The organism is Sanguibacter sp. Leaf3, assembly GCF_001425965.1.
In the GTDB taxonomy this organism is placed as follows: domain Bacteria; phylum Actinomycetota; class Actinomycetes; order Actinomycetales; family Cellulomonadaceae; genus Sanguibacter; species Sanguibacter inulinus.
In genome coordinates this window covers 1-21,642 of sequence record NZ_LMRH01000004.1, presented here as the reverse complement: position 1 = coordinate 21,642, position 21,642 = coordinate 1, and the positions used below count along the sequence as shown (strand labels likewise).

The following is a 21,642-nucleotide window of genomic DNA, read 5'->3' as shown; positions in this document are numbered from 1 at the left end:
CTTCTCGCCCGCCCCCTTCACGCACGGCCGAGCTCAGTCCGCGTCGGACCTGCGGCACGCCCCGGCGACGAGGGACATCGCCTCGCCGAGGACCCGCATCTGCTCAGGGCTCAGGACGTCGACCATGTGGCGCCGGACCGACCTCACGTGGTGGGGCGCAGCCTCGGCGAGCGTCGCCATCCCGGCGTCGGTCAGCACGCAGTCGACCCCGCGCCCGTCGTCGAGGCAGGCCTGGCGCCGGACCAGCCCGCGGTCTTCGAGCCGTCGGACGGTGTGGGTCACGCGGCTGCGCGAGTGCGCGAGGGTGTCCGCGAGCGCCGACATGCGCAGCGTGCGCTCGGGGTTCTCGGACAGCCTGACGAGCACCTCGTACTCGTGGAGCGAGAGCTGGGACTCGGCGTCGAGGTCACGGTTGAGCGCCTCGGTGAGGCGCGCGCTGCCCTCGAGGAACGATCGCCAGCTCACCTGCTGCTCGTCGTCGAGCCACGGGATCGGTCCGCTGTCGCTGCTCATCACTCACGTATCTCCTGGTCCCAGGCCTGCGGAGGCAGGGGTCGGCCTGCCATCCCCCTCTTGGACCCTAGCGGCCCGACGCGCGTGACGGAGACTCCGGCGCAAGAATCGGGAGACGGGGGGGACTTGCGCCTCGCGGCAACTTAGTAGAAGATTCAATTATTGAAGGTGAGAGAGAACCTCCCGCCGTCCACTCGCCGCTCGTCCGGGTCCAGCCCGTCCGAGCACGGAACACCTCAGGAGCTCACATCATGACTGCACTCCCCAACGGACTCGTCGCCGGCACCTACAACGCCGACCCCAGCCACAGCACCGCGGCCTTCGTCGTCCGCCACGCCGGCATCTCCAAGGTCCGCGGCACCCTCGGCCTGAACTCCGCGACCATCACCATCGGTGAGGACGTCGAGAGCTCGACCGTCGTCGCCGAGCTCGACGCGACCGCCGTCAACACCGGCTCGCCGGACCGCGACGCGCACCTCACCAGCGCCGACTTCTGGGACGCCGAGAAGAACCCGACCTGGACCTTCACCTCCACCTCGGTCTCCTCCGACGGCGACGACTTCGTCGTGACCGGCGACCTCACCATCAACGGCGTCACGAAGTCGGTCGAGCTCGAGACCGAGTTCGACGGCACCGCGGTCGACGCCTACGGCAACCCGCGCGCAGGCTTCGAGGCCAAGACGGAGATCTCCCGCAAGGACTTCGGCCTCACCTGGAACGTGGCCCTCGAGGCCGGCGGCGTGCTCGTCAGCGACAAGGTCAAGATCTCGCTCGACATCTCGGCCATCAAGGCCTGACCCGAGCACCACGACCTGACCGCGGCGGCGCCGCAGGTCCTGTCACCCGGCCACCGGACGGAGCGACCCCCGGCTCCCCGACCGGCCCCCTGAGAGCCCGCCTGCCCCTGCGCAGGCGGGCTCTCGGCGTCTGGCGGGATCTCAGCCTGGCGGGATCTCGGCCTCGCAGGCTCTCGGTCTGGCGGCATCTCGGTCGCGAGGCGGCGACCTACAGCCCCGCGGCCTCCCGGCCCGACCGCTCGCGCGAGTGGAAGGCGAGGATCTGCAGCTCGCTGCCGAGGTCGACCGAGCGCAGCTCGACGTCGTCGGGGACCTGGAGCGCGCGCGGGGCGAAGTTGAGGATCTCCCGCACGCCGGCTGCGACGACCACGTCGCACACCCCCTGCGCGTGCTCGCCGGGGGTCGCGATCACGACGATCGACACGTCGAGGTCGCGCACGACGTCGGCGAGCCGGGCGACGTCCTCGACCACCACCCCGGCCACCTCTGTCCCCACGAGCGCGGGGTTCGAGTCGAGCAGCGCCGCGACGGTGAAGCCGCGGGCTCCGAAGCCCGAGTAGTTGGCGAGGGCGTGACCGAGGTTGCCCGCCCCGACGATCGCGACCCGCAGCTCGACGACGAGCCCGAGGGCCGACTGGACGCGCTCGCGCAGCGTGTCGACGTCGTAGCCCACCCCGCGCCGCCCGTGGGAGCCGAGATGGCTGAGGTCTTTGCGCAGCTGGGCCGGGCCCACGCCCGCGAGCTCGGCGAGCTGCTGCGAGGAGGCACTCGTCACGCCTCGGGCGGCCAGGTCGGTGAGCACCCGCAGGTACCCCGGGAGTCGCTCGACGCTCGCCGGCGGCATGGTGCGGCGGATCTCGACGACCTCGCGGAGCCCCACGGCCTCGGCTGCCGAGGTGGTGGGCTCGGGGCGGGGCGCGGTCATCCCCTCAGGGTAGGGCCGTGCACAGCCGCTCGGCGCGCGTGCCCGTCGACAGGTTCGTACGGTGGGGCTCGTGCCCCCACGTCCCGCTCAGATCACCGCCCGCGTCCGGACCAGCCGCACCGGGGTCCTCACCGGGCGCGCGCTGCGGCTGTGGGCCCTCAACCCCCGCTGGTCGATGGCCGTCAAGGCGTCGGTCGCCGCGGCCCTCGCCTGGTACGTCGGCGTGCTGGCCCCGGCCCCCTTCTCCGACTATCCCTACTACGCGCCGCTCGGCGCGGTCATCGCCACGTCGACCACGGTCGCCCGGTCGGTCCGGGAGACCGCCCAGACCACAGGCGCGATCTTGCTCGGGGTCGTGATCGCCCGGCTCGCCGACGCCTTCCTCGACCCCGGTGCGCTGTCGATCGCCGTCGTCGTGTGCCTCGCCACGCTCGGGGCAGGATGGAGCCGGCTCGGCGAGATGGGCGCGTACGTCACCACGACGGCGCTCTTCGTCCTCGTGATCGGCAGCGGCGACCCCGGCGACTTCGTCGGGGCCTACGCGGGACTCGTGGTCGCCGGGGCGCTCGTCGGCATCGGCGTGAACTTCGCCTTCCCACCCCTGCCGCTGTCCCCCTCGGACGTGGCGCTCGACGGGCTGCGCGACACGCTCGCCGACCAGCTCGACTCCCTCGCTGACGGGCTGCGCGGTGACCGGCCCCCGACCGCTGAGGAGTGGGACGACAGGCGTTTCGCGATCCGCCCGGTCCTCGAGAAGAGCCGGGCGGCCGTCGCGTACGCGGGCGAGGCCAGCAAGGGCAACTGGCACGCCCGGCGCTACAGCGCCTGGTCGGTCGCCCAGGCCAGGCGGTCGGTCATGCTCGAGAAGCACGCGAACCTCGTCGACCACCTCACGAACCTGCTGACCGAGACCGAGACGCAGACCGCACGCGACCCCGCCCTCGGCCCGGACCTGCGTCCGCCGGCGGCCGACGCCCTCGCAGAGTACGCAGCCGCGCTCCGCGCCCTCGAGGTCTCCACGGACGACTCGATCCCCGACCCGCCGACAGCCCTCCAGCATGCCGTCGACGCGCTGCGGGACGCGGTCCGCGAGCAGCGGTCGCGCCGGGAGGGCGACTTCCTCGCCGCTGGTGCGCTGGTCCTCGGCCTCGACCGCGCTCTCAGGTCGGTCGGGGCGGACGCCGACGAGCGCCGCGCCGAGGAAGAGGCCGGTGTCGACGACGTCGAGGGCGACGGTGAGAGCCAGAACGGCGAGAACGGCGAGGAGGGTGGCACCACCGAGCGGCTCAGGCCGTGAGCGACCTGCGCAGCCGCGCCTCGTCGACCCGCCAGAAGGCCTGCTGCACACCGTCGACCTCGACGACGGGCACGTGGTCGCCGTACCGCGCACGGAGCTCCTCGGAGGCGTCGACGTCGGTCGTGCGCCACGCCTCGCCGAGGTCGTCGCAGACGCGCGCGACAACCTCGAGGGCCTCGACGCACAGGTGGCAGTCGTCGCGGGTGAAGACCACGACTCGTTCTTCAGGGTTCACGCGACCCACACTAGGCGGTCGGCTCCGCCCACCTGCCCCGCAGCCCGTCCCTGGTTAGAGTGGGTGGCGTGCGCATCGACAGGACAGACCCGGAGTCGGGCGAGGTGGTGGCCGAGACGGCCCTGACGACGGCCGACGTGAGCACGACCTCCCCAGCCCCCGGCGCCTCCCCCGACGAGCAGGGCGCCGCAGCCGCACGGCCGGTCGCCGCGTTCTTCGACGTCGACAACACGATCATCCGCGGGGCGAGCTCGTTCTACCTCGCCCGCGCGCTGTGGCGCCGAGGCTTCTTCCGCAAGCGGGACATCTTCAACTTCGCGTTCCAGCAGGCGCGCTACCTCGCCTTCGGCGAGACCAACCAGCAGATCGACGAGGTGCGCTCGCGCGCGCTGTTCCTCATGACAGGCCACTCTGTCGCCGAGGTCGTGGCGATCGGCGAAGAGGTCTACGACCAGGTCCTCTCGCAGCGGATCTTCCCGGGCACGCAGAAGCTGCTCGACGCCCACCAGGCCGCAGGCCACCAGGTGTGGCTCGTCACGGCGACGCCCGTCGAGATCGGCGACCTCATCGCGCGGCGCCTGGGCGCGACGGGCGCGCTCGGGACCGTCGCCGAGCACTCGAACGGCTTCTACACAGGGCGCCTCGTCGGCGACATGATGCACGGCACAGCGAAGGCCAACGCCGTGCAGGTGCTCGCAGCGGACCTCGACATCGACCTCGAGGCCTCGTCCGCCTACGGCGACTCGATGAACGACGTGCCGCTGCTGTCGACAGTCGGCAACCCGTGCGCGATCAACCCCGACCCGCGGCTGCGCAAGCACTCCAAGACGATCGGCTGGCCGATCCGTGAGTTCCGCGGGAAGCGCCGCGCCGCCAAGCGCGGCATGAAGACCGCGAGCTGGGCGGGCCTCGCCTGGGCCGCTGGGCTCGTCGTCAGGTCGGCGACGCGCGCGGTCCGCGGGCGTCTGGGGCACTAGCAGAGTCGACGAGAGGGCCGGGGCTGCGTGCCCCGGCCCTCTCGTGGTGCGCGGCGACCTCAGCCGAGGCGGACCATCGTCCACGAGACTGCCGGCAGGTCGACGGTCAGCACACCGTCGACGACCTTCGCCGTGCTGTTGTCCTGCGGCAGGACCGAGGTCGAGTCGTCGGCCGTGGCAGCCCAGGTGTGGTCGGGGTTGGACAGGGTGAGCGCCTCGACCACGTCGACGTCAGCGCCGCCAGCAGCGTGGCGCAGGGCGCTGAGGTCCACGGTGACGCCCGTCGAGCCGTCGGTCGAGCGGTTGACGACGAAGAGGCTCACGGCCCCGGTCTCAGGGTCGCGGGTGGCGACGGCGTCGACGAGCGGGACCTCGCCGAAGCGTGCCGTCGGGTAGGTCGGCGCCTCGATGCCGACCCGCAGGACGTCGCCCACGGCGTGCTCCGACGCCTGCGCGAAGGGGTGGAAGATGGTCTGCTTCCAGGACCGCCCGCCCGGCTCGGTCATGATCGGCGCGATGACGTTGACGAGCTGGGCGAGCGACGCCGCGTGCACGCGGTCGGTGTTGCGCAGCAGCGAGACGAGCAGGTTGCCCACGACCACGGCGTCGGCGACGTTGTAGCGGTCTTCGAGCAGGACCGGCGCGACGGGCCAGTCGTCCCCCGTCGGCGGGACCGACTCCGCGCGCTTCTGGTACCAGACGTTCCACTCGTCGAAGGAGATGTTGATCCGCTTCGTGTGCTTGCCCGCGGCCCGCACGTAGTCGGCGGCAGCCGTCACGGACTCGATGAAGTGGTCCATGTCGACAGCCGAGGCGAGGAAGGACCCGAGGTCGCCGTCCTCCTCGAAGTAGTACGCGTGCGCCGAGATGTAGTCGACGAACTCGTAGGACTCCTCGAGGACCGTGGCCTCCCACGCGCCGAAGGTCGGCATCGACGAGGACGACGAGCCGCAGACGACCAGCTCGATGCTCGGGTCGATCATCCGCATGGCGCGGGCTGTCTCGGTGGCGAGCCGCGCATACTCCTCGGCGGTCTTGTGGCCGATCTGCCAGGGTCCGTCCATCTCGTTGCCCAGGCACCACATCGTGATGCGGTACGGCTCTTCGTGGCCGTTCGCCCGGCGCAGGTCGGAGTAGTAGGTGCCGCCCGGGACGTTGCAGTACTCCAGCAGGTCGAGCGCCTCCTGGATCCCGCGCGTGCCGAGGTTGACGGCCATCATCGGCTCGACACCAGCCTTGCGGGCCCACTGCATGAACTCGTCGACACCCACGAGGTTCGGGTCGCTCGAGTGCCAGGCGAGGTCGAGGCGGGTGGGGCGCTGGTCCTTCGGGCCGATGCCGTCCTCCCAGCGGTAGCCGGACACGAAGTTGCCACCGGGGTAGCGGACCGTCGAGACACCGAGCTCGCGGGTGAGCTCGACGACGTCCCCGCGGAAGCCGTGCTCGTCAGCGCTCTCGTGCTCAGGGTCGTGGATGCCTGTGTAGACGCAGCGTCCGAGGTGCTCGACGAAGGAGCCGAAGGTGCGGCGCCGGACAGGTCCGACGGTGAAGGCCGGGTCGAGCGTCAGGGTGACGGCCGAGGAGTTCGCGCCTGCGGCGTCGGTCGGGGTGGCGTGGCTCATGGTTCTCCTGTCGTGTGCACGGGCGTCGGTGCCGCGTGGGTCCCGGGCGCAGGGCGAGCCTCTGGCGCCAGGTTCTACATCGTTGTAGAGAGATCATGCACCAGCACTCTGAGAGCGTCAACAGCGGCGCTCGGCCTCGCCCGTGCGGAGCAGGACCACCCCGCCCGACCGCGTCCGGAGGTCTTGCCGATCGAGGCGCCGAGGGGTGCCGCTCCCCCGCCAGACAGTTCGGACAGAGCGGACGACTCCACGTCGGGCCGACCGAGAGGGGTCGGCAAAACCGTCCGGGTGGGGTTACTGTGCTCCTTACCCGAGGTTGTACAACGATGAAGAACGGCGGGGCGGAGGTCCCGTGGCCTCCGGACGGCAGCACGAGCAGCACCGGCGCCGCCCGCCGGAGAAGAAGCGACCGAGCAGCGCACGGCACCGGTGCCGCGCGAGAACGTAGCAACGAAGGAGTGGCTATGAACGACTGGGCGATCCCAGACCGACGGAGCCCGGGCACACCGCCCAGCAGGTTCCGGTCCGGACGAGGAACCGCGAGCGAGGCCGACGGCTTCTCCCGACGCTCCTTCCTGCGCGGCGGGGCCTTCCTCGCCGGGGGCACGGCGCTCATGGCCCTCGGCGGCTGCGGAGCCGTCGCCCGCCCGCAAGAACAGCTGAGCTTCTGGCACCTGCTGACAGGCAGCGACGGCCGGACCCTCACGACCATGATCGACGAGTTCACCGCGGCGAACACCGACGTGAAGGTCCGTCAGACGATCCTCGGCTGGGGCTCCCCGTACTACACCAAGCTCGCGATGGCCTCGGCCGGTGGCCGCGCCCCGGACATCGCCGTGATGCACAGCGCCCGGGTCCCCGGGTACGCACCCGGCGGTCTGCTCGACGCCTGGGACGCCGACCTCCTCGCCGACCTCGGTGTCTCGGCTGAGACCGTCCCCGAGCTCGTGTGGAAGAAGGGTCTCAACGGCGACCGCGTCCTCTCGGTCGCGATGGACACCCACCCCTTCGTCCTCTACTACGACAAGACGGCCGCGAGCACCGCCGGAGTCCTCGACGCGGGCGGTCTCATCACCGGCGCCGACTCCCCCGAGGGCTTCCGCGACGTCGCGCTCGCGATGGCCGAGGTGACCGGTGGCCACGGGCTGGCGTACGGCTTCCTCAACGACCCGTCGAACATGTGGCGCATGTTCTACACCTGGTACAAGCAGACCGGCGCCGAGATGTCCTTCCCCGAGGGCGGAACGGTCCAGTACGACCGCGACGCCGCGATGACGTCGCTCGAGTGGATCGTCTCGCTCCTCGACGACGAGGTCGCCTCGAGCAGCAACGACGGCGGCACCGCGATCTCCGAGTTCGCCACAGGCCGGACCGGGATGTTCCTCGGTGGCGTGTGGGAGATCGGCACCTTCAAGGAGAACGACATCGACCTGGGCATGCAGGTGATCCCCACGGTCTTCGACAACCCTGTCGCCTTCTGCGACTCGCACTCCTTCGTCCTGCCGCACCAGAGCTCGCCCGACGCGTGGAAGCGCGAGAAGTCGCACGAGTTCGTCGCCGACCTCCTCAAGTCCTCGCTCCAGTGGGCCGAGGCCGGTCACATCCCCGCGTACACCCCTGTGCTCGAGTCGCCGGCGTACCAGGAGCTCGTCCCCCAGCGCGACTACGCCGACGCCGTCGACTACGTCGTCTACGACCCGGAGGCCTGGTTCAGCGGGTCGGGGTCCGACCTGCACCGCCACTTCGGGGACGCCATGCAGAGCGTCTACATGGGGAGCGTGAAGCCCGCCGACGGGCTCGACGCCTTCGTGGACCGCATCAACACGCTGATGTCCCGGCCGAGCCCGGTCTGACCGACGAGAGGGACGAGGAAGTCTCATCATGACCACACCTGACCTGAAGGGGCGCACAGACGCGCCCCCCACCCCCGCGGCGACAGCCGCCGCGTCGCGCTCGCTGAGCGCACGCCGACGCTCGGACACCATCCGCGGCTGGATGTACATGGCGCCGTTCGCGATCGCCTTCGTGCTGTTCCTCGTCTGGCCGACGATCTCCGGCTTCTACATGAGCTTCACGGCCCGCAGCCTCACCGGCGCGGGCTCCGAGCTCGTCGGCCTGGCCAACTACTCCGAGGCCTTCGGCGACTCCGAGATGTGGAAGTCGCTGTGGAACACCGTCGTGTTCACGGTCCTGAGCACCATCCCGCTCGTCGTCGTGGCCCTCCTGCTCGCGACCCTGGTCAACATGAACCTCAAGGGCCAGTGGGTCTGGCGGCTCTCGTTCTTCATGCCGTTCCTGCTCGCCTCGACAGTCGTCTCGCAGTTCTGGCTGTGGATGTACAACCCCCAGCTCGGCCTCGTCAACGAGGTCCTCGGCTGGGTCGGCATCGAGCCCAAGGCCTGGCTCCAGGACCCCTCGACGGCCATGATGTCCGTCGTCGTCACGACGGTCTGGTGGACCGTCGGCTTCAACTTCTTGCTCTACCTGTCGGCGCTCCAGAACGTCCCTGACCACCAGTACGAGGCCGCAGCCCTCGACGGCGCGAGCACCACGCGCCAGTTCTTCTCGATCACCCTGCCGCAGCTCGGCCCGACCACGGTCCTCGTGTCGATCCTCCAGCTCCTCGCCTCGCTCAAGGTCTTCGACCAGATCTACCAGATGACCGGCGGTGGCCCCGGCGGCGCGACCCGGCCCATCCTCCAGTACGTCTACGAGGTCGGCTTCACCGGGTACCGCCTCGGCTACGCCTCGGCGATCTCGTACATCTTCTTCTTCCTCATCGTCGTCGTGTCCGTGGTCAACATCGTCGTCATCAACCGCAGAGGAGCACGGTCGTGACTGCTCAGACTCTCGAACGCACACCTGTCGCCCCTGTGCGCGGCGCCACCAAGAAGCCGCGGCGCAGGCCGCGCGCCGGCAGGATCGTCTCCTACGTCGTCATCGCCGTGCTGGCCTTCGGCTGGCTCGTGCCCGTCCTGTGGGCCGTGATGACCTCCCTCAAGACCGAGTCCGAGGCCGCTGCCGCACCGATCACCATCGTCCCCGAGAGCGGGTTCACCCTCGACGCCTACGCCCGGGTGCTCTCGTCCAGCCAGGTGCCGCGGTGGGCCCTCAACAGCCTCATCACGGCGACGGCCGTCACGCTCATCACCCTGGTCATCAGCGCCCTGGCCGGGTACGCGCTCTCCAGGCTCGACTTCAAGGGCAAGAAGATCGCGCTCGCCGTGATCATCGGCTCGATCATGGTCCCCGGGCAGATCCTCATCGTCCCGCTGTTCCAGCAGATGCTCGACTTCGACCTCGTCGACACGTACTGGGGCGTGATCCTGCCGCAGATCGTCGCGGCACCGATGGTGTTCATCCTCAAGAAGTTCTTCGACCAGATCCCGCGCGAGCTCGAAGAGGCCGCGCTCGTCGACGGCGCGAGCCGGTTGCGCATCCTGCGGCAGATCATCGTGCCGCTGTCCCGCCCGATCCTCGCGGCGGTGTCGATCTTCGTGTTCATCGGCGCGTGGAACAACTTCTTGTGGCCGTTCATCGTCATCAACGACTCGGACCTCATGACGCTCCCTGTCGGCCTGCAGACCGTCGTGAGCGCCTACGGCATCCAGTACGCGCAGAACATGGCGCAGGCCGTGCTCGCGGCGCTGCCGCTGATCGTCGCGTTCTTGTTCTTCCAGCGACAGATCATCAAGGGCATCTCGACGACCGGGATCGCCGGCCAGTAGAGACCCGATCAGCACCGCAGACTGACGGCGGCCGTGCCAGCACCCAGGTGCTGGCACGGCCGCCGCGCTGTGTCAGCGTCTGCTGCCACCGACGTGCCGGCGCCACCGACGTGCTGCGCAGCGGTGCTGCTGCAGGTCAGCCGCGCCCGGCGGCGGCGTCCACCTGGGCCAGCAGCGCGAGGACGTGGTCGGTGAGCACCCCGGCAGCCTCGGCGTCGTAGGACTCGTGCCCGGGGTCCGCGAACAGGTGGGCGCTACCCGGCAGCAGCACGAGCTCGGCGTCCGGGCTCGCGTCGACGAGCTGACGGGCTGCGTCGATGTCGCCCTCGTCGACGAAGAAGGGGTCTGCCTCGGTCGCGACCACCCTGACGGGCACACCCTCGGGCCACTCCTCGCCGAACTCGCTCACCGGCAGGCACGCACTCACCAGCACGGCGCCACCCGCCCCCGGGGTCGTCTGCGCGAGCCGCTGGGCCGACACCACCCCGAGCGAGAAGCCGATGTAGACGGCGCCGGGTGGTGTGCCCTCGGCGGCCTCAGCGCCGCGTCGCATGATCGTGCCGAAGCCGATCTCCGAGGCGTGGGCGACACCCGCGTCGATGTCGTCGAAGAGCCTGCCCTCGAACAGGTCGGGGGTCCGCACGTCGTGCCCTGCGGCGCGGAGCAGCTCCGCGAAGGTCTCGACACCGGGGGTCAGCCCCAGCGCGTGGTGGAACAGCAGCACGTCAGCCATGACGCTCCTCGTCTCGGTCGGCAGGGTCCGCGGACGGTCGTCGTCCACGCGTCCAGCCCACTCTCCCCGCCGCAGGCCCGACAGTCCAGAGGAGGTGCTCCGGCGACGCACGGTCCCCTACGCCCTGGGGAGGTCAGGCGCGTCAGAGCGTCCGGGCTCGCAGGTCCGAGCCTGCGCCCGCGCGACCCGTCGACTCGCGCACGACGATCTCGAAGCCCGCGACCACCGACGTCGGCGTCCACCCCTCGCCGCGTGCGGCGATCCGGGCCTGGAGCAGCTGGACCGCCGTCGTGGCGATCTCCTCGCGGCCCGGCGAGACCGACGACATCGGCGGCGAGGCATAGCGGGCCTCGTCGATGTCGTCGAAGCCGATCACGGCGACCTCGTCGGGGACCGAGACCCGGCGCACGTGCAGCGCGTGCATCGCGCCGAGCGCGAGGGCGTCGTTGAGGCCGAAGACGGCGTCGATCTCCGTGCCCGAGTCGAGCAGCCTGTGCATCGCCTCGGCGCCGTCGGCTCGGTGCCACAGACCAGCCTCGCCGATGAGCGCAGGGTCGGGGGCGATCCCGGCGTCCTCGAGGGCCTGGAGGTACCCCTGCGTGCGGAGGGCGGCCGTGCCGACCTGCTCGCCGAGGTGCGCCCCGATCATCGCGATCCTGCGACGCCCCTGGCTGATCAGGTGCGCCGTCGCGGCACGCGCCGCCTCGACGTTGTGCATCGTCACGTGGTCGTGGCCGGAGCCGAACATGCGCTCGCCGAGCAGGACCATCGGGAAGTCCACGTCGAAGGCCGCGCGGTCTTCGGGCCCGAGGTCGAGCGGGGAGAAGATCACCCCGTCGGTGAGGTGCTTGCGCTTGCCGGACAGCAGCTCGAGCTCGCGCTCACGGACCGCGCCGGTCTGCTCGATGAGCACCGTGAGGCCCACGGCCTCGGCGGCCCGGATGACGGAGTCGGCGAGCTCGGCGAAGTACGGGAGGCTGAGCTCGGGGACCGCCAGGCAGATCATGCCCGTGCGCCCCGAGCGCAGGTTCCGCGCCGAGACGTTCATCTGGTAGTCGAGCTCTTTGATGGCCGCGAGCACCCTGTCGCGCGTCGTGTCGCGGATGTACGGGTACCCGTTGACGACGTTGGACACGGTCTTGATCGACACGCCCGCGCGCTGGGCGACGTCGTGCATCGTCGTTGACATCCGCTGGACCACAGCCCCTTCTCCACCCCGGTCAGGTGCGGCGGCAGCGCCTACCTCCGGGAACGACTCGGGCCCGGTCGAAACCGGGCCCGGACGAGACTACTTCTTGTTACGACGCTGGTGGCGCGTCTTGCGAAGCAGCTTGCGGTGCTTCTTCTTGGCCATACGCTTGCGGCGCTTCTTGATGACGGAGCCCATGGGTCCTCGCAATGTTGATCGGGTCTGCTCGCGCAGCACGCCGTAGAACCGCTCAGAGCCTCTGCCCGGCCGCTGGCCGGAAGACTAGGAGAGGTACATGCGACGCCCACGCTCGGGAAAGTCCTGCACTAGCCTACCTTCTTCGGGAGGCTCGACGCGACGCGGTGGTCTGACCACAGCGCAGCAGCGGTCAGGAGGACAGCTGGTCGCCCTCGATCACCGAGGTCGACAGGTAGGTCGTGAGGGCGTCCTGCGGCACCCGGAACGACTTTCCGACGCGCACGGCGGGCAGCTCGCCCGAGTGCACGAGGCGGTAGACGGTCATCTTCGACACCCGCATCGCGTCGGCCACCTCGGCGACGGTCAGGAACTGAACGCGCGGTGCTTCAGAGCTCATCGTGTGAACCTTCGTGTCGCGACCCTCGAGGGGCCGTGCGGTGTGCCGCTGGAGGCGGCACGTCAGGGTGGTCGTCCTCGGCCCACGACGTCTGACGTGTGGCCCGTGTGACACCTGAGGCTCACGTGACGTTCGCCCTGGCCACACCTTAGAGGCTGGGAGGCGCGGAGGAAAGGTGGAAACTCTGCCCCCGCGCCGCTTTTGTCGTGTTGCTCCTCAGACGTCCAGGCTGACGTCGAGACCAAGCAGCGGGAAGGTGGCCTGACGGGTCGCGCGGATGGCCCTGTCGACCTCCTGCTCGGGGTCGTAGCCCTGCGCCCACGGGCTGAAGCCGACCTCGCCCTCCCGGTCGCACATGACCTCCGGGGCGCTGTGGCCGAGCACGTCCTCGACGTGCGTCCGCCAGGCGGCGGGGACCGGGGTGCTCGGCGGCACGGGGCGGTGCTGGGCGATCGCGAGGACGTGGCACCACGCGACCGGGACCACCTCGACGATCGCGTACCCGCCCCCGCCGAGAGCGACCCAGCGGCCGTCGCTCAGCTCGTGCGCGAGGTCGTGCACCCAGGAGGCCGCCTGGCGCTGCGCGTCGACGGCCACGTCGAGGTCGCTCAGCGCGTCGTGCCCGTGGGCGTCGCAGCCGTGCTGGGAGACGATCACCTCGGGCCTGAAGGCCCGCAGGGCCTCGGGGACCACGGCGTCGACCGCGCGCAGCCACTGCGACCCGCTCGTCCGCGGCGGGAGCGCGACGTTCACAGCTCCCCCGGGCGCGCCGTGACCCCCGGTGTCCGTCGCGTGACCGGTGCCGGGGAACAGCGTGGCGCCGCTCTGGTGCACCGAGACCGTCAGCACCCGGCTGTCGTCCCAGAACGCTGCCTCGACACCGTCTCCGTGGTGCGCGTCGAGGTCGACGTACGCGACCCGCTCGGCGCCGTCGTCGAGCAGGGCCTGGATCGCGACCGCGGCGTCGTTGTAGACGCAGAACCCCGAGGCTGCGCCCGGCATCGCGTGGTGCATGCCACCGGCGATGCTGACCCCGTGGCGCGTCTGGCCGCGCCACACCGACAGCGCAACGGCGACGGTCCCGGCGACGATCCGCGCGGCCGAGTCGTCCATCCCCGGGAAGATCGGGTCGTCCTCGGTGCCCAGACCACGGCTCTCGTCCTCGACCCCGCGGCCCGCAGCGTGCACGGCTGCGACGTAGGCGGGGTCGTGCACCGTCGACAGGAGGGCGTCCGACGCGATCCCCGCGTCGACCAGGCGCACGTCGTCGGGATCGATCAGCCCGAGCTCGCGCGCCAGGCGCAGGGTGAGGTCGAGGCGCAGGGGGGACATGGGGTGTCCAGGGCCGAAGTCGTGCAGCGCGAGCTCTGGGCTCCACGCGACGTCCGTCGTGTCCGGGCTGTCCGCGCGGTCCGGGCTGAAGGGCATGGTCCACGGTAGCGCGCCCACCCTCGCTCGGGCCCTTCTCGTGGCACAGTTCGGTGGTACGTGTCTATCTCGACGCAGGGAGCAGTCATGGCATCCGGGTTCTCGGGACGCCTCTGGGCAGGCCGCGAGCTGGTCGACCGCATGGCCCGCCAGTCCCCCGCCCGCCTCGCCCTCACGGTGTTCGCCGCGGTCATCGCCGTCTTCACAGGGCTCCTGTCGACGCCCTTCGCGACGACCTCCGGGGTCCGCGCCCCCTTCGTCGACGCCCTCTTCACAGCCACCTCTGCGGTGTGCGTGACGGGCCTCGTGACGGTCCCCACGGGGACGTACTGGTCGACCTTCGGGCAGGCCGTCATCCTCGTGGCCATCAAGGTCGGCGGGCTCGGCGTCATGACGCTGGCCTCGCTGCTCGGCATGGCCGTCTCGCGCCGCATCGGGCTCACGCAGAAGCTGCTCACGGCCTCCGAGACCAAGACCACCAGGCTCGGCGAGGTCGGGTCGCTGATCCGCGTCGTCATCATCACCTCGACCACGATCGAGGTGGCGCTCGCACTCCTGCTGGTGCCGCGCTTCATCGTGCTGCGCGAGACCGTCGGCGAGGCCGTGTGGCACGGCATCTTCTACGCGGTGTCGGTCTTCAACAACGCCGGGTTCATCCCGACCGAGGAGGGCCTGACCCCGCACTCGGGCGACTGGCTGCTGCTCCTGCCGATCATCGTCGGTGCGTTCATCGGAGCGCTCGGGTTCCCGGTGATCCTCAACGTCGCCCGGAACCGCCGTCAGTTCCGCAGGTGGAGCCTGCACGCCAAGCTCACCGTCGTCACCTCGGGGCTGCTCGTGGTCGCCGGGTCCCTCATGTTCGTCCTGCTCGAGTGGACGAACCCCGGGACCTTCGGTCGCATGCCCGTCGGCGAGAAGCTGCTGTCGGGCCTCTTCATGGGGGTCATGCCGCGGTCCGCGGGCTTCTCGACGGTCGACATCGGGCAGATGCACGAGGCCAGCTGGCTCGTCACCGACTCCCTCATGTTCGTCGGAGGCGGTTCGGCCTCGACCGCGGGTGGCATCAAGGTGACGACCCTCGCCGTGATGATGATCGCGATCGTCGCCGAGGCGCGCGGCGACCGTGACGTCGAGGCCTTCGGCCGGCGCATCCCGCGCGAGACCCTGCGGCTCGCCGTCGCCGTGGTGTTCGTCGGCGCGACCGCTGTGCTCGTGTCGTCGCTGCTGCTCCTCGAGATCACCGGCTGGTCGCTCGACGTGGTCTTGTTCGAGGTGATCTCCGCCTTCGCGACGGTCGGTCTGACGACAGGCGTGACGCACGAGCTCCCCGAGGCCGGGAAGTACGTGCTCGTCGCCTTGATGTTCATCGGCCGTACCGGCACCATGACCTTTGCTGCAGCTCTTGCGCTGCGCGACCGCCGCCGGGTCATCCGGCTGCCCGAGGAGAGGCCGATCATTGGTTGACAGCACTGCCGGACGCGTGGACCGCGCCGCGAAGGCGTCGAAGTCCGACGCCGGCGTCCTCGTCGTCGGCCTCGGCCGCTTCGGCTCCGCGATGGCCATGACCCTCGACAGGCTGGGGCAGGACGTGCTCGCCGTCGAGAGGTCTCCTCAGCTCGTCGCCCACTTCTCGGACCGCCTGCCGATCGTCGAGGCGGACGCGACGAGCCCCGAGGCTCTCGAGCAGCTCGGCGCGCGCGACTTCTCGGTCGCGGTCGTCGGGGTCGGCACCTCCCTCGAGGCGAGCGTGCTCATCACGGGCAACCTCGTCGACCTGGGGACCGCGCAGATCTGGGCGAAGGCGATCTCGGCCGAGCACGGGCGCATCCTCCAGCGCATCGGGGCGCACCACGTCGTCTTCCCCGAGGCCGACGCGGGCAACCGGGTCGCGCACCTCGTGTCAGGCAAGCTGCTCGACTACATCGAGGTCGAAGACGGGTTCACGATCGTCAAGATGCGTCCCCCGCGTGAGACGCAGGGCTTCACGATCGCGCAGTCGAAGGTCCGCGAACGGTACGGCGTGACGATCATCGGCGTGAAGTCGCCCGGGCAGGAGTTCGTCTACGCCGAGCCGCAGACCCGGATCGCCGCCACAGACCTGCTCGTGGTCTCGGGCCACTCTGATCTCCTCGAGAGATTCGCAGCGCGCCCCTGACCGGTGGGAGACCACCACTCAGCACCACATGTTCTGCACGGCAGATCCTTGGCTCCACCACCTATCTCCCTGCTTCTTCGCAGCCAGCACTGGCACGCTCGAGGCATTGTTGCGGAGCCCTGCGCCCGCACCCCTCGAGGAGATGCCGACCCCGATGCTCGACCGACTACCCCCGTTGCCGTCGCGCCTGCGGTTCACCCCGGACCTGAGTACGAGGTCCGTCCTGAGCCTGCCCGTGCGCGAGGCCGTCGCAGCCGCCGAGGGCCGCACGGGATGGATGTCCCGCCTGGGGGCCTACAGGCCCGCAGAGCCCCCGTCACGCCCCTGGACGGGGCCTGCTGAGCCGGAGCACGCGCCTTCGGCGGAACGTCGCCGTGACGGTGCGGGGTGCTCTCCGTGCAGCTGTGGGCGTGCGCCCCAGGCCGGGGACCACCTAGGCCGCCGGGACGGCTGAGCCACTCGCGCCGGTCTCCCGACGGAGCTGCGGCAAGCTGACGACGACGCCGCGACGCTCAGTGGCGTCGACGGGGCATCGTCCGGCCAGCGTCGGGCACAGACGGGGAGCGCCGACTGGGTGCACAGGTCCCAGAGACGACAAGACCGCCGTCGCCCTCGGTCTGCGCCCCCTGCGGCGCTCGTCGAGGACGACGGCGGGTCTGAGCTCGGGACGCAAGACGTCCCGAGAGTCTGTGACGGTTCGATCCTAGAGCCCGGGGGCGGTCCGTGCAGCGCGGTGGCTGTGGACCGCCCCTGGGCTCAGGTGCTGGTCAGGGGGTCAGAAGCCCTGCGCGAGCCTGTAGTACGCCTGGTTCCAGCGGAGCTCCTGGGCGAAGCCGCGCGACGTGGTCGTCTCGTCGATGGTCGCGAGCTCGGTCCGCGCCATGTCGGAGAAGTCCTGGAAGGCCTCGAGGCCCACAGCCGTGCTCATCACGGTGTGGTGCGCGGCGCCGGCGATCAGCCAGGCCTCCGCTGAGACCGCGAAGCTCGGCTGCGGCTTCCACACGGCGCGGGCGACGGGCAGGTTCGGCAGCTCGTGGCCGGGCTCGACGACGTCGACCACGTTGACGGTGAGGCGGAAACGCTCGCGCATGTCCGACATCGCGACCACCACGGCAGGCCCAGGGTCGGTGTCGAAGACCAGGCGGACCGGGTCCTCCTTGCCGCCGATGCCGAGCGGGTGCACCTCGAGCGAGGGCTTGGAGGTGGTGAGCGAGGGGCAGACCTCGAGCATGTGCGCCCCGAGGATCTTCTCGTCACCGGGGGTCAGGTCGTAGGTGTAGTCCTCCATGAGGGACGCCCCACCCGGGAGGCCGTAGCCCATGACCTTCGCGGCGCGCACGAGGAGCGCGGTCTTCCAGTCGCCCTCGGCACCGAAGCCGTAGCCCTCGGCCATGAGGCGCTGGACGGCGAGCCCAGGGAGCTGGCGCAGCGCGCCGAGGTCTTCGAAGTTTGTCGTGAAGGCACCGAAGTCGCCCGCCTCGAGGAAGGACCGCAGCCCGGCCTCCTGGCGCGCGCCGTAGCGCAGCGCGTCGTGCTGCGCGCCGCCTGCACGGAGCTCGGGGGCGACGTCGTAGAGCTCTTCGTACTCGGCGACCAGGGCGTCGATCACCGAGTCCTCGACGGCGTCGACAGCCTCGACGAGGTCGTTGACGCCCCAGGTGTTGACCGAGACGCCGAGGCTGATCTCAGCCTCGGTCTTGTCGCCCTCGGTGACGGCCACGTTGCGCATGTTGTCCCCGAAGCGGGCGAGGCGCAGGTTGCGGACGGCGTCGAAGCCGGCAGCGGCACGCGACCAGGTGGCGATCTTCGCGATCACGGCCGGGTTGGAGACGTGCCCGACAACGGTCTTGCGCGGGACGCCCATGCGCGTCTGGATGTACCCGAACTCACGGTCGCCGTGCGCGGCCTGGTTGAGGTTCATGAAGTCCATGTCGATGTCTGCCCAGGGCAGCTCGACGTTGGCCTGCGTGTGCAGGTGCAGCAGCGGGGTGTCGAGGGCGTCGAGACCGCGGATCCACATCTTGGCGGGCGAGAAGGTGTGCATCCAGGCGACGAGGCCGATGCACGCCGGGTCGGCGTTGGCCTCGAGGGCCGTCCGCTTGATCGACTCGGAGTCCTTGAGCACGGGCTTCCACACGACGCGGATCGGCACCTCGCCGGCTTCGTCGATGGCCGCGGCGATCGCCTGCGACTGCTCGGCGACCTGCTGGAGGGTCTCTTCTCCGTAGAGCCCCTGAGACCCGGTCAGGAACCAGATCTCTTTGCCCTCGAACGGGTTCTTCATGGTGTGTCCTCACTCCGGCTGGGTGTGCCGGTAGGCGACGCGGCACGGGGCCGCTGTCATGGGTGGTGTCACGTGCTGTGCGCTCGGGGCAGGTCAGCGTCCGTAGACGTTCTGGTACCTGTCGTAGAGCGAGTCGATCTGCTCCTGCGGGATGCGGGTGGGCTCGCCGAGCTGCCGCGAGATGTGCACCGTGCGGGCGACCTCTTCGACCATGACGGCGGCCTTGACCGCAGCCTTCGCGTCGGCACCGATCGTGAAGGGCCCATGGTTGCGCATGAGGACCGCCGGGGACCGGCTGCCGGAGAGCGTCTCGACGATCCCCTGGCCGATCGAGTCGTCGCCGATGAGGGCGAAGGGACCGACCGGGACCTCACCGCCGAACTCGTCGGCCATCATCGTCAGGACGCAGGGGACGGCCTCACCGCGGGCCGCCCAGGCGGTCGCGTAGGTCGAGTGGGTGTGCACCACGCCCCCGACCTGCGGCATGTGCCTGTACACGTAGGCGTGGGCCGCGGTGTCCGACGACGGCGACCGCGTCCCGTCGACGAGCTCGCCGTCGAGGGTGCAGACCACCATCGACTCCGGGGTGAGCTCGTCGTAGGTCACCCCCGACGGCTTGATGACGAAGAGGTCGGCCGTGGTGAGCCTCTGCGAGACGTTTCCCGCGGTCCACACGACCAGCTCCCAGCGCGGGAGCTCGGCGTGCAGGCGCGCGACGACCTCACGGACACGGGCCACCTCCTCGCGGACCTCGTCGGAATATCCTGCGAGGCCAGGAGCCTGGGCGGCGCTCACGCGTCGGCCCCGGCGGTCTTGCTGCTGGTCTGCTCGGCGCCGTCGTGCGCCGAGCCGGTCTGCGCGGCCGAGGCCGGGGCGCTCTTGGCGGCACGGCGGATGTCCTTGAGACGGTGCATGACCTCGTTGGCCCCACGGCCGAAGTAGTCGTGGAGGGCCGTGTACTCGGCGAAGAGCGCGTCGTAGCGGACGGCGTTCTCCTCGATCGGCAGGTACGCGGCGACTGTGCGCTTGCCCATCACCTGGGCCGCGGCACGGACGTCGGGGTAGGCACCGGCAGCGACGGCTGCGTGGATGGCCGAGCCGAGCGCGGGTCCCTGGTCCGAGGCGATCGTCGACAGCGGCAGGCGCGTGACGTCAGCGTAGATCTGCATGAGCAGCGTGTTCTTCAGCAGCCCACCGGCCACGACGAGCTCGGTCACGGGGACGCCCGAGCCCTGGAAGGCCTCGACGATCGTCCGGGTGCCGAAGGCTGTCGCCTCGAGGAGCGCACGGTAGGTGTCCTCCGGGGTGGTCGCGAGCGTCTGGCCGACGACCACTCCCGAGAGCTCGTGGTCGACGAGGACAGAACGGTTGCCCGAGTGCCAGTCGAGGGCGATCAGGCCGTGATCGCCGATCTGCTGCGGGCGGGCGAGCTCGGTGAGGTGCTCGTGGACCGAGCGACCGGCTGCAGCAGCGGCCTCGACGTAGGCCGGCGGCACGGCGCTCTTGACGAACCAGCCGAAGATGTCGCCGACACCGGACTGACCCGCTTCGTAGCCCCAGAGCCCGTCGACGATCCCACCCTCGACGACCCCGCACATGCCGGGGACCGAGTGCAGCTCTTCGCCGTTCATCACGTGGCAGGTGGACGTCCCCATGATCGCGGTCATCTGACCCGGCTCGACGGCGTTGGCTGCCGGGGCCGTGACGTGGGCGTCGACGTTGCCGACAGCGACCGCGATGCCCTCGGGCAGACCGGTCCAGCCGGCCGCCTCGGCGGAGAGACGACCTGCCGCGGCTCCGAGCTGTCCGATGGTGTGCTCGACCTTGTCGGAGACGAAGGAGCCGAAGTCGGGGTTGAGTGCCGAGAGGAACTCCTCGGAGGGGTACTGACCGTCCTGGTAGATGCCCTTGTACCCGGCTGTGCAGGCGTTGCGGACGTAGTCCCCGCTGAGCTGCCACACGATCCAGTCAGCAGCCTCGACCCAGTGGTCCATGCGGTCGTAGACCTCGCGGTCCTCCTCGAGGATCTCGAGACCCTTGGCGAACTCCCACTCGGAGGAGATGAGTCCGCCATAGCGCGAGATCCAGGACTCGCCGCGGCTGTGCGCGAGCTCGTTGATACGGTCCGCCTGGCCCTGCGCGGCGTGGTGACGCCACAGCTTCACATAGGCGTGGGGACGGTCGCCGAGCCCGTCGAGCTCGCAGAGCGGCGTGCCGTCGGCGGTCGTGGGGACCATGGTGCAGGCAGTGAAGTCTGTGCCGATGCCGATGATGTCGGCGACGTCGATCCCGTGGTCCGCCTGAGCCTGCGCGATGGCAGCAGGGACGGCGACCTTGAGGACGTCGACGTAGTCCTGAGGGACCTGCAGCGCCCAGTCGGGTGCGAGAGAGACGGGTGTGCCGGCCTCCCAGGCAGGGCCCGTGGTGAGCTGGCGGTCCATCACCGCGTGCGGGTACTCGTGCACCCCGGTGCCCAGCTCGGCTCCGTCGTGCACGCGCACGACGACAGCACGGCCAGAGAGAGTTCCGTAGTCCACGCCCACGACCAGGGCGCGCTGCGAGTCAGTCATTCGAAGCCTCGTTGCTTGTGAAGACGGCTGGACGACATCGACCACGACCGGACGAGCCACCCGACGTCGGGAGACAGGGGACGGAGCGCACGGGCTCCCGCCCGCCTCCGCGTCGACGAGACCGGGTATCGGACCTGACCCCCTCGACTCAGCCATGTTAACGTTCACAATCGGTGCTGCGCAAGAGCGCGGATGACCGGTTCGACCGTCTGTGGATCTCGCGGTCGACCGGGCCCGACATCCGGCCGCGGGGCCAGGGGGTCACGGGGACACGGCGTCGCGTGGTCTCGGCATCGCAGCGTCAGGGAGTTTCGCGGTCACGGCATCGCGGCACAACGCGGTCACGCAGTCACGCAGTCACGCAGTCACGCAGTCACGCAGTCACGCAGTCACGCAGTCACGCAGTCACGCAGTCACGCAGTCACGCGATCGATGTTGATGTTGATGCGAGAAACGTCACGCTCGAAGCTCAGAGTATCCGGGTACGACAAGAGCCCACCCCCGTAAAGGGGTGGGCTCTTGTTGAATGGTTGTCCGGCGGCGACCTACTCTCCCACACAGTCTCCCGTGCAGTACCATCGGCGCAGAGGGGCT

At 70.2% G+C, this 21,642-nt stretch carries 20 protein-coding genes; 8 read left to right on the top strand and 12 right to left on the bottom strand.

Annotation, left to right across the window (positions count from 1 at the left end):
• Positions 1-33 precede the first annotated feature (33 nt).
• Positions 34-513, bottom strand: coding sequence for a MarR family winged helix-turn-helix transcriptional regulator (locus tag ASG53_RS17580; protein WP_056136539.1), 480 nt, complete (start codon positions 511-513; stop codon positions 34-36).
• Positions 514-764: 251 nt separating this feature from the next.
• Between ASG53_RS17580 and ASG53_RS17575 the strand changes: the two genes are divergently transcribed.
• On the top strand, positions 765-1,310 hold the full coding sequence (locus ASG53_RS17575) for a YceI family protein (RefSeq protein WP_056136537.1): 546 nt from the start codon (positions 765-767) through the stop codon (positions 1,308-1,310).
• A gap of 208 nt (positions 1,311-1,518) precedes the next feature.
• On the opposite strand, the gene ASG53_RS17570 is transcribed toward ASG53_RS17575, so the two are convergent.
• Positions 1,519-2,235: a redox-sensing transcriptional repressor Rex gene (locus ASG53_RS17570; RefSeq protein WP_056136535.1), complete on the bottom strand. Its 717-nt coding sequence runs from the start codon at positions 2,233-2,235 to the stop codon at positions 1,519-1,521.
• Between the two features lie 70 nt (positions 2,236-2,305).
• On the opposite strand from ASG53_RS17570, the gene ASG53_RS17565 reads away from it, so the two are divergent.
• Positions 2,306-3,532 (top strand): FUSC family protein, encoded by a 1,227-nt coding sequence (locus ASG53_RS17565; RefSeq protein WP_156382884.1) that lies wholly within the window; start codon positions 2,306-2,308, stop codon positions 3,530-3,532.
• Here the strand turns inward: ASG53_RS17565 and ASG53_RS17560 are convergent.
• Positions 3,522-3,767 (bottom strand): glutaredoxin family protein, encoded by a 246-nt coding sequence (locus ASG53_RS17560; protein ID WP_056136531.1) that lies wholly within the window; start codon positions 3,765-3,767, stop codon positions 3,522-3,524. The genes ASG53_RS17565 and ASG53_RS17560 overlap by 11 nt on opposite strands.
• Before the next feature lie 59 nt (positions 3,768-3,826).
• Here ASG53_RS17560 and ASG53_RS17555 point away from each other — a divergent pair, with 59 nt between their 5' ends.
• The gene (locus ASG53_RS17555; protein ID WP_082544186.1) at positions 3,827-4,744 is read left to right on the top strand and encodes an HAD family hydrolase; all 918 of its coding nucleotides are present in this window, start codon (positions 3,827-3,829) and stop codon (positions 4,742-4,744) included.
• Positions 4,745-4,803: 59 nt separating this feature from the next.
• Here the strand turns inward: ASG53_RS17555 and arfA are convergent, their stop codons facing one another.
• Positions 4,804-6,366, bottom strand: coding sequence for an arabinosylfuranosidase ArfA (gene arfA / locus ASG53_RS17550; protein WP_056136529.1), 1,563 nt, complete (start codon positions 6,364-6,366; stop codon positions 4,804-4,806).
• A gap of 464 nt (positions 6,367-6,830) precedes the next feature.
• Between arfA and ASG53_RS17545 the strand changes: the two genes are divergently transcribed.
• From ASG53_RS17545 to ASG53_RS17535, 3 genes are read left to right on the top strand one after another with little or no spacing between them, the layout of a single operon-like run.
• Positions 6,831-8,219, top strand: coding sequence for an extracellular solute-binding protein (locus tag ASG53_RS17545; RefSeq protein WP_082544185.1), 1,389 nt, complete (start codon positions 6,831-6,833; stop codon positions 8,217-8,219).
• Between the two features lie 28 nt (positions 8,220-8,247).
• Positions 8,248-9,204, top strand: a complete 957-nt coding sequence (locus tag ASG53_RS17540; RefSeq protein ID WP_082544184.1) for a carbohydrate ABC transporter permease — start codon at positions 8,248-8,250, stop codon at positions 9,202-9,204.
• The gene (locus tag ASG53_RS17535) at positions 9,201-10,094 is read left to right on the top strand and encodes a carbohydrate ABC transporter permease (RefSeq protein WP_056136527.1); all 894 of its coding nucleotides are present in this window, start codon (positions 9,201-9,203) and stop codon (positions 10,092-10,094) included. The genes ASG53_RS17540 and ASG53_RS17535 overlap by 4 nt, the downstream gene beginning before the upstream one ends.
• Positions 10,095-10,230: 136 nt before the next feature.
• Here ASG53_RS17535 and ASG53_RS17530 read toward each other — a convergent pair whose 3' ends face one another.
• The 5 genes from ASG53_RS17530 to ASG53_RS17515 form a co-directional block, all read right to left on the bottom strand.
• The gene (locus ASG53_RS17530; protein ID WP_056137071.1) at positions 10,231-10,827 is read right to left on the bottom strand and encodes a dienelactone hydrolase family protein; all 597 of its coding nucleotides are present in this window, start codon (positions 10,825-10,827) and stop codon (positions 10,231-10,233) included.
• 142 nt (positions 10,828-10,969) lie between these two features.
• A complete protein-coding gene (locus tag ASG53_RS17525; RefSeq protein WP_056137069.1) occupies positions 10,970-12,016 on the bottom strand; it encodes a LacI family DNA-binding transcriptional regulator in 1,047 nt (348 codons plus the stop codon).
• A 99-nt stretch (positions 12,017-12,115) separates the two neighbouring features.
• A complete protein-coding gene (locus ASG53_RS19655; protein WP_003792170.1) occupies positions 12,116-12,214 on the bottom strand; it encodes a 30S ribosomal protein bS22 in 99 nt (32 codons plus the stop codon).
• A gap of 190 nt (positions 12,215-12,404) precedes the next feature.
• The gene (locus tag ASG53_RS17520) at positions 12,405-12,611 is read right to left on the bottom strand and encodes a helix-turn-helix domain-containing protein (protein WP_056136525.1); all 207 of its coding nucleotides are present in this window, start codon (positions 12,609-12,611) and stop codon (positions 12,405-12,407) included.
• A 216-nt stretch (positions 12,612-12,827) separates the two neighbouring features.
• A complete protein-coding gene (locus ASG53_RS17515) occupies positions 12,828-14,039 on the bottom strand; it encodes an acetoin utilization protein AcuC (RefSeq protein ID WP_056136523.1) in 1,212 nt (403 codons plus the stop codon).
• Between the two features lie 87 nt (positions 14,040-14,126).
• On the opposite strand from ASG53_RS17515, the gene ASG53_RS17510 reads away from it, so the two are divergent.
• Positions 14,127-15,503 carry a TrkH family potassium uptake protein gene (locus ASG53_RS17510; protein WP_056136522.1) on the top strand — a complete coding sequence of 459 codons (1,377 nt, stop codon included), beginning with the start codon at positions 14,127-14,129 and terminating at the stop codon, positions 15,501-15,503.
• Positions 15,496-16,194: a potassium channel family protein gene (locus ASG53_RS17505; RefSeq protein WP_056136520.1), complete on the top strand. Its 699-nt coding sequence runs from the start codon at positions 15,496-15,498 to the stop codon at positions 16,192-16,194. The genes ASG53_RS17510 and ASG53_RS17505 overlap by 8 nt, the downstream gene beginning before the upstream one ends.
• 775 nt (positions 16,195-16,969) lie before the next feature.
• On the opposite strand, the gene araA is transcribed toward ASG53_RS17505, so the two are convergent.
• The 3 genes from araA to araB all read right to left on the bottom strand — a co-directional run bounded on the left by araA (position 16,970) and on the right by araB (position 21,048).
• Complete coding sequence (gene araA / locus ASG53_RS17500) at positions 16,970-18,478, bottom strand: L-arabinose isomerase (RefSeq protein ID WP_056136518.1); 1,509 nt, start codon at positions 18,476-18,478, stop codon at positions 16,970-16,972.
• 93 nt (positions 18,479-18,571) lie between these two features.
• Positions 18,572-19,273: an L-ribulose-5-phosphate 4-epimerase gene (locus tag ASG53_RS17495; protein ID WP_056136516.1), complete on the bottom strand. Its 702-nt coding sequence runs from the start codon at positions 19,271-19,273 to the stop codon at positions 18,572-18,574.
• Positions 19,270-21,048, bottom strand: coding sequence for a ribulokinase (araB, locus tag ASG53_RS17490; protein ID WP_056136514.1), 1,779 nt, complete (start codon positions 21,046-21,048; stop codon positions 19,270-19,272). Before araB ends, ASG53_RS17495 begins: the two co-directional genes overlap by 4 nt.
• Positions 21,049-21,642: the final 594 nt, after the last annotated feature.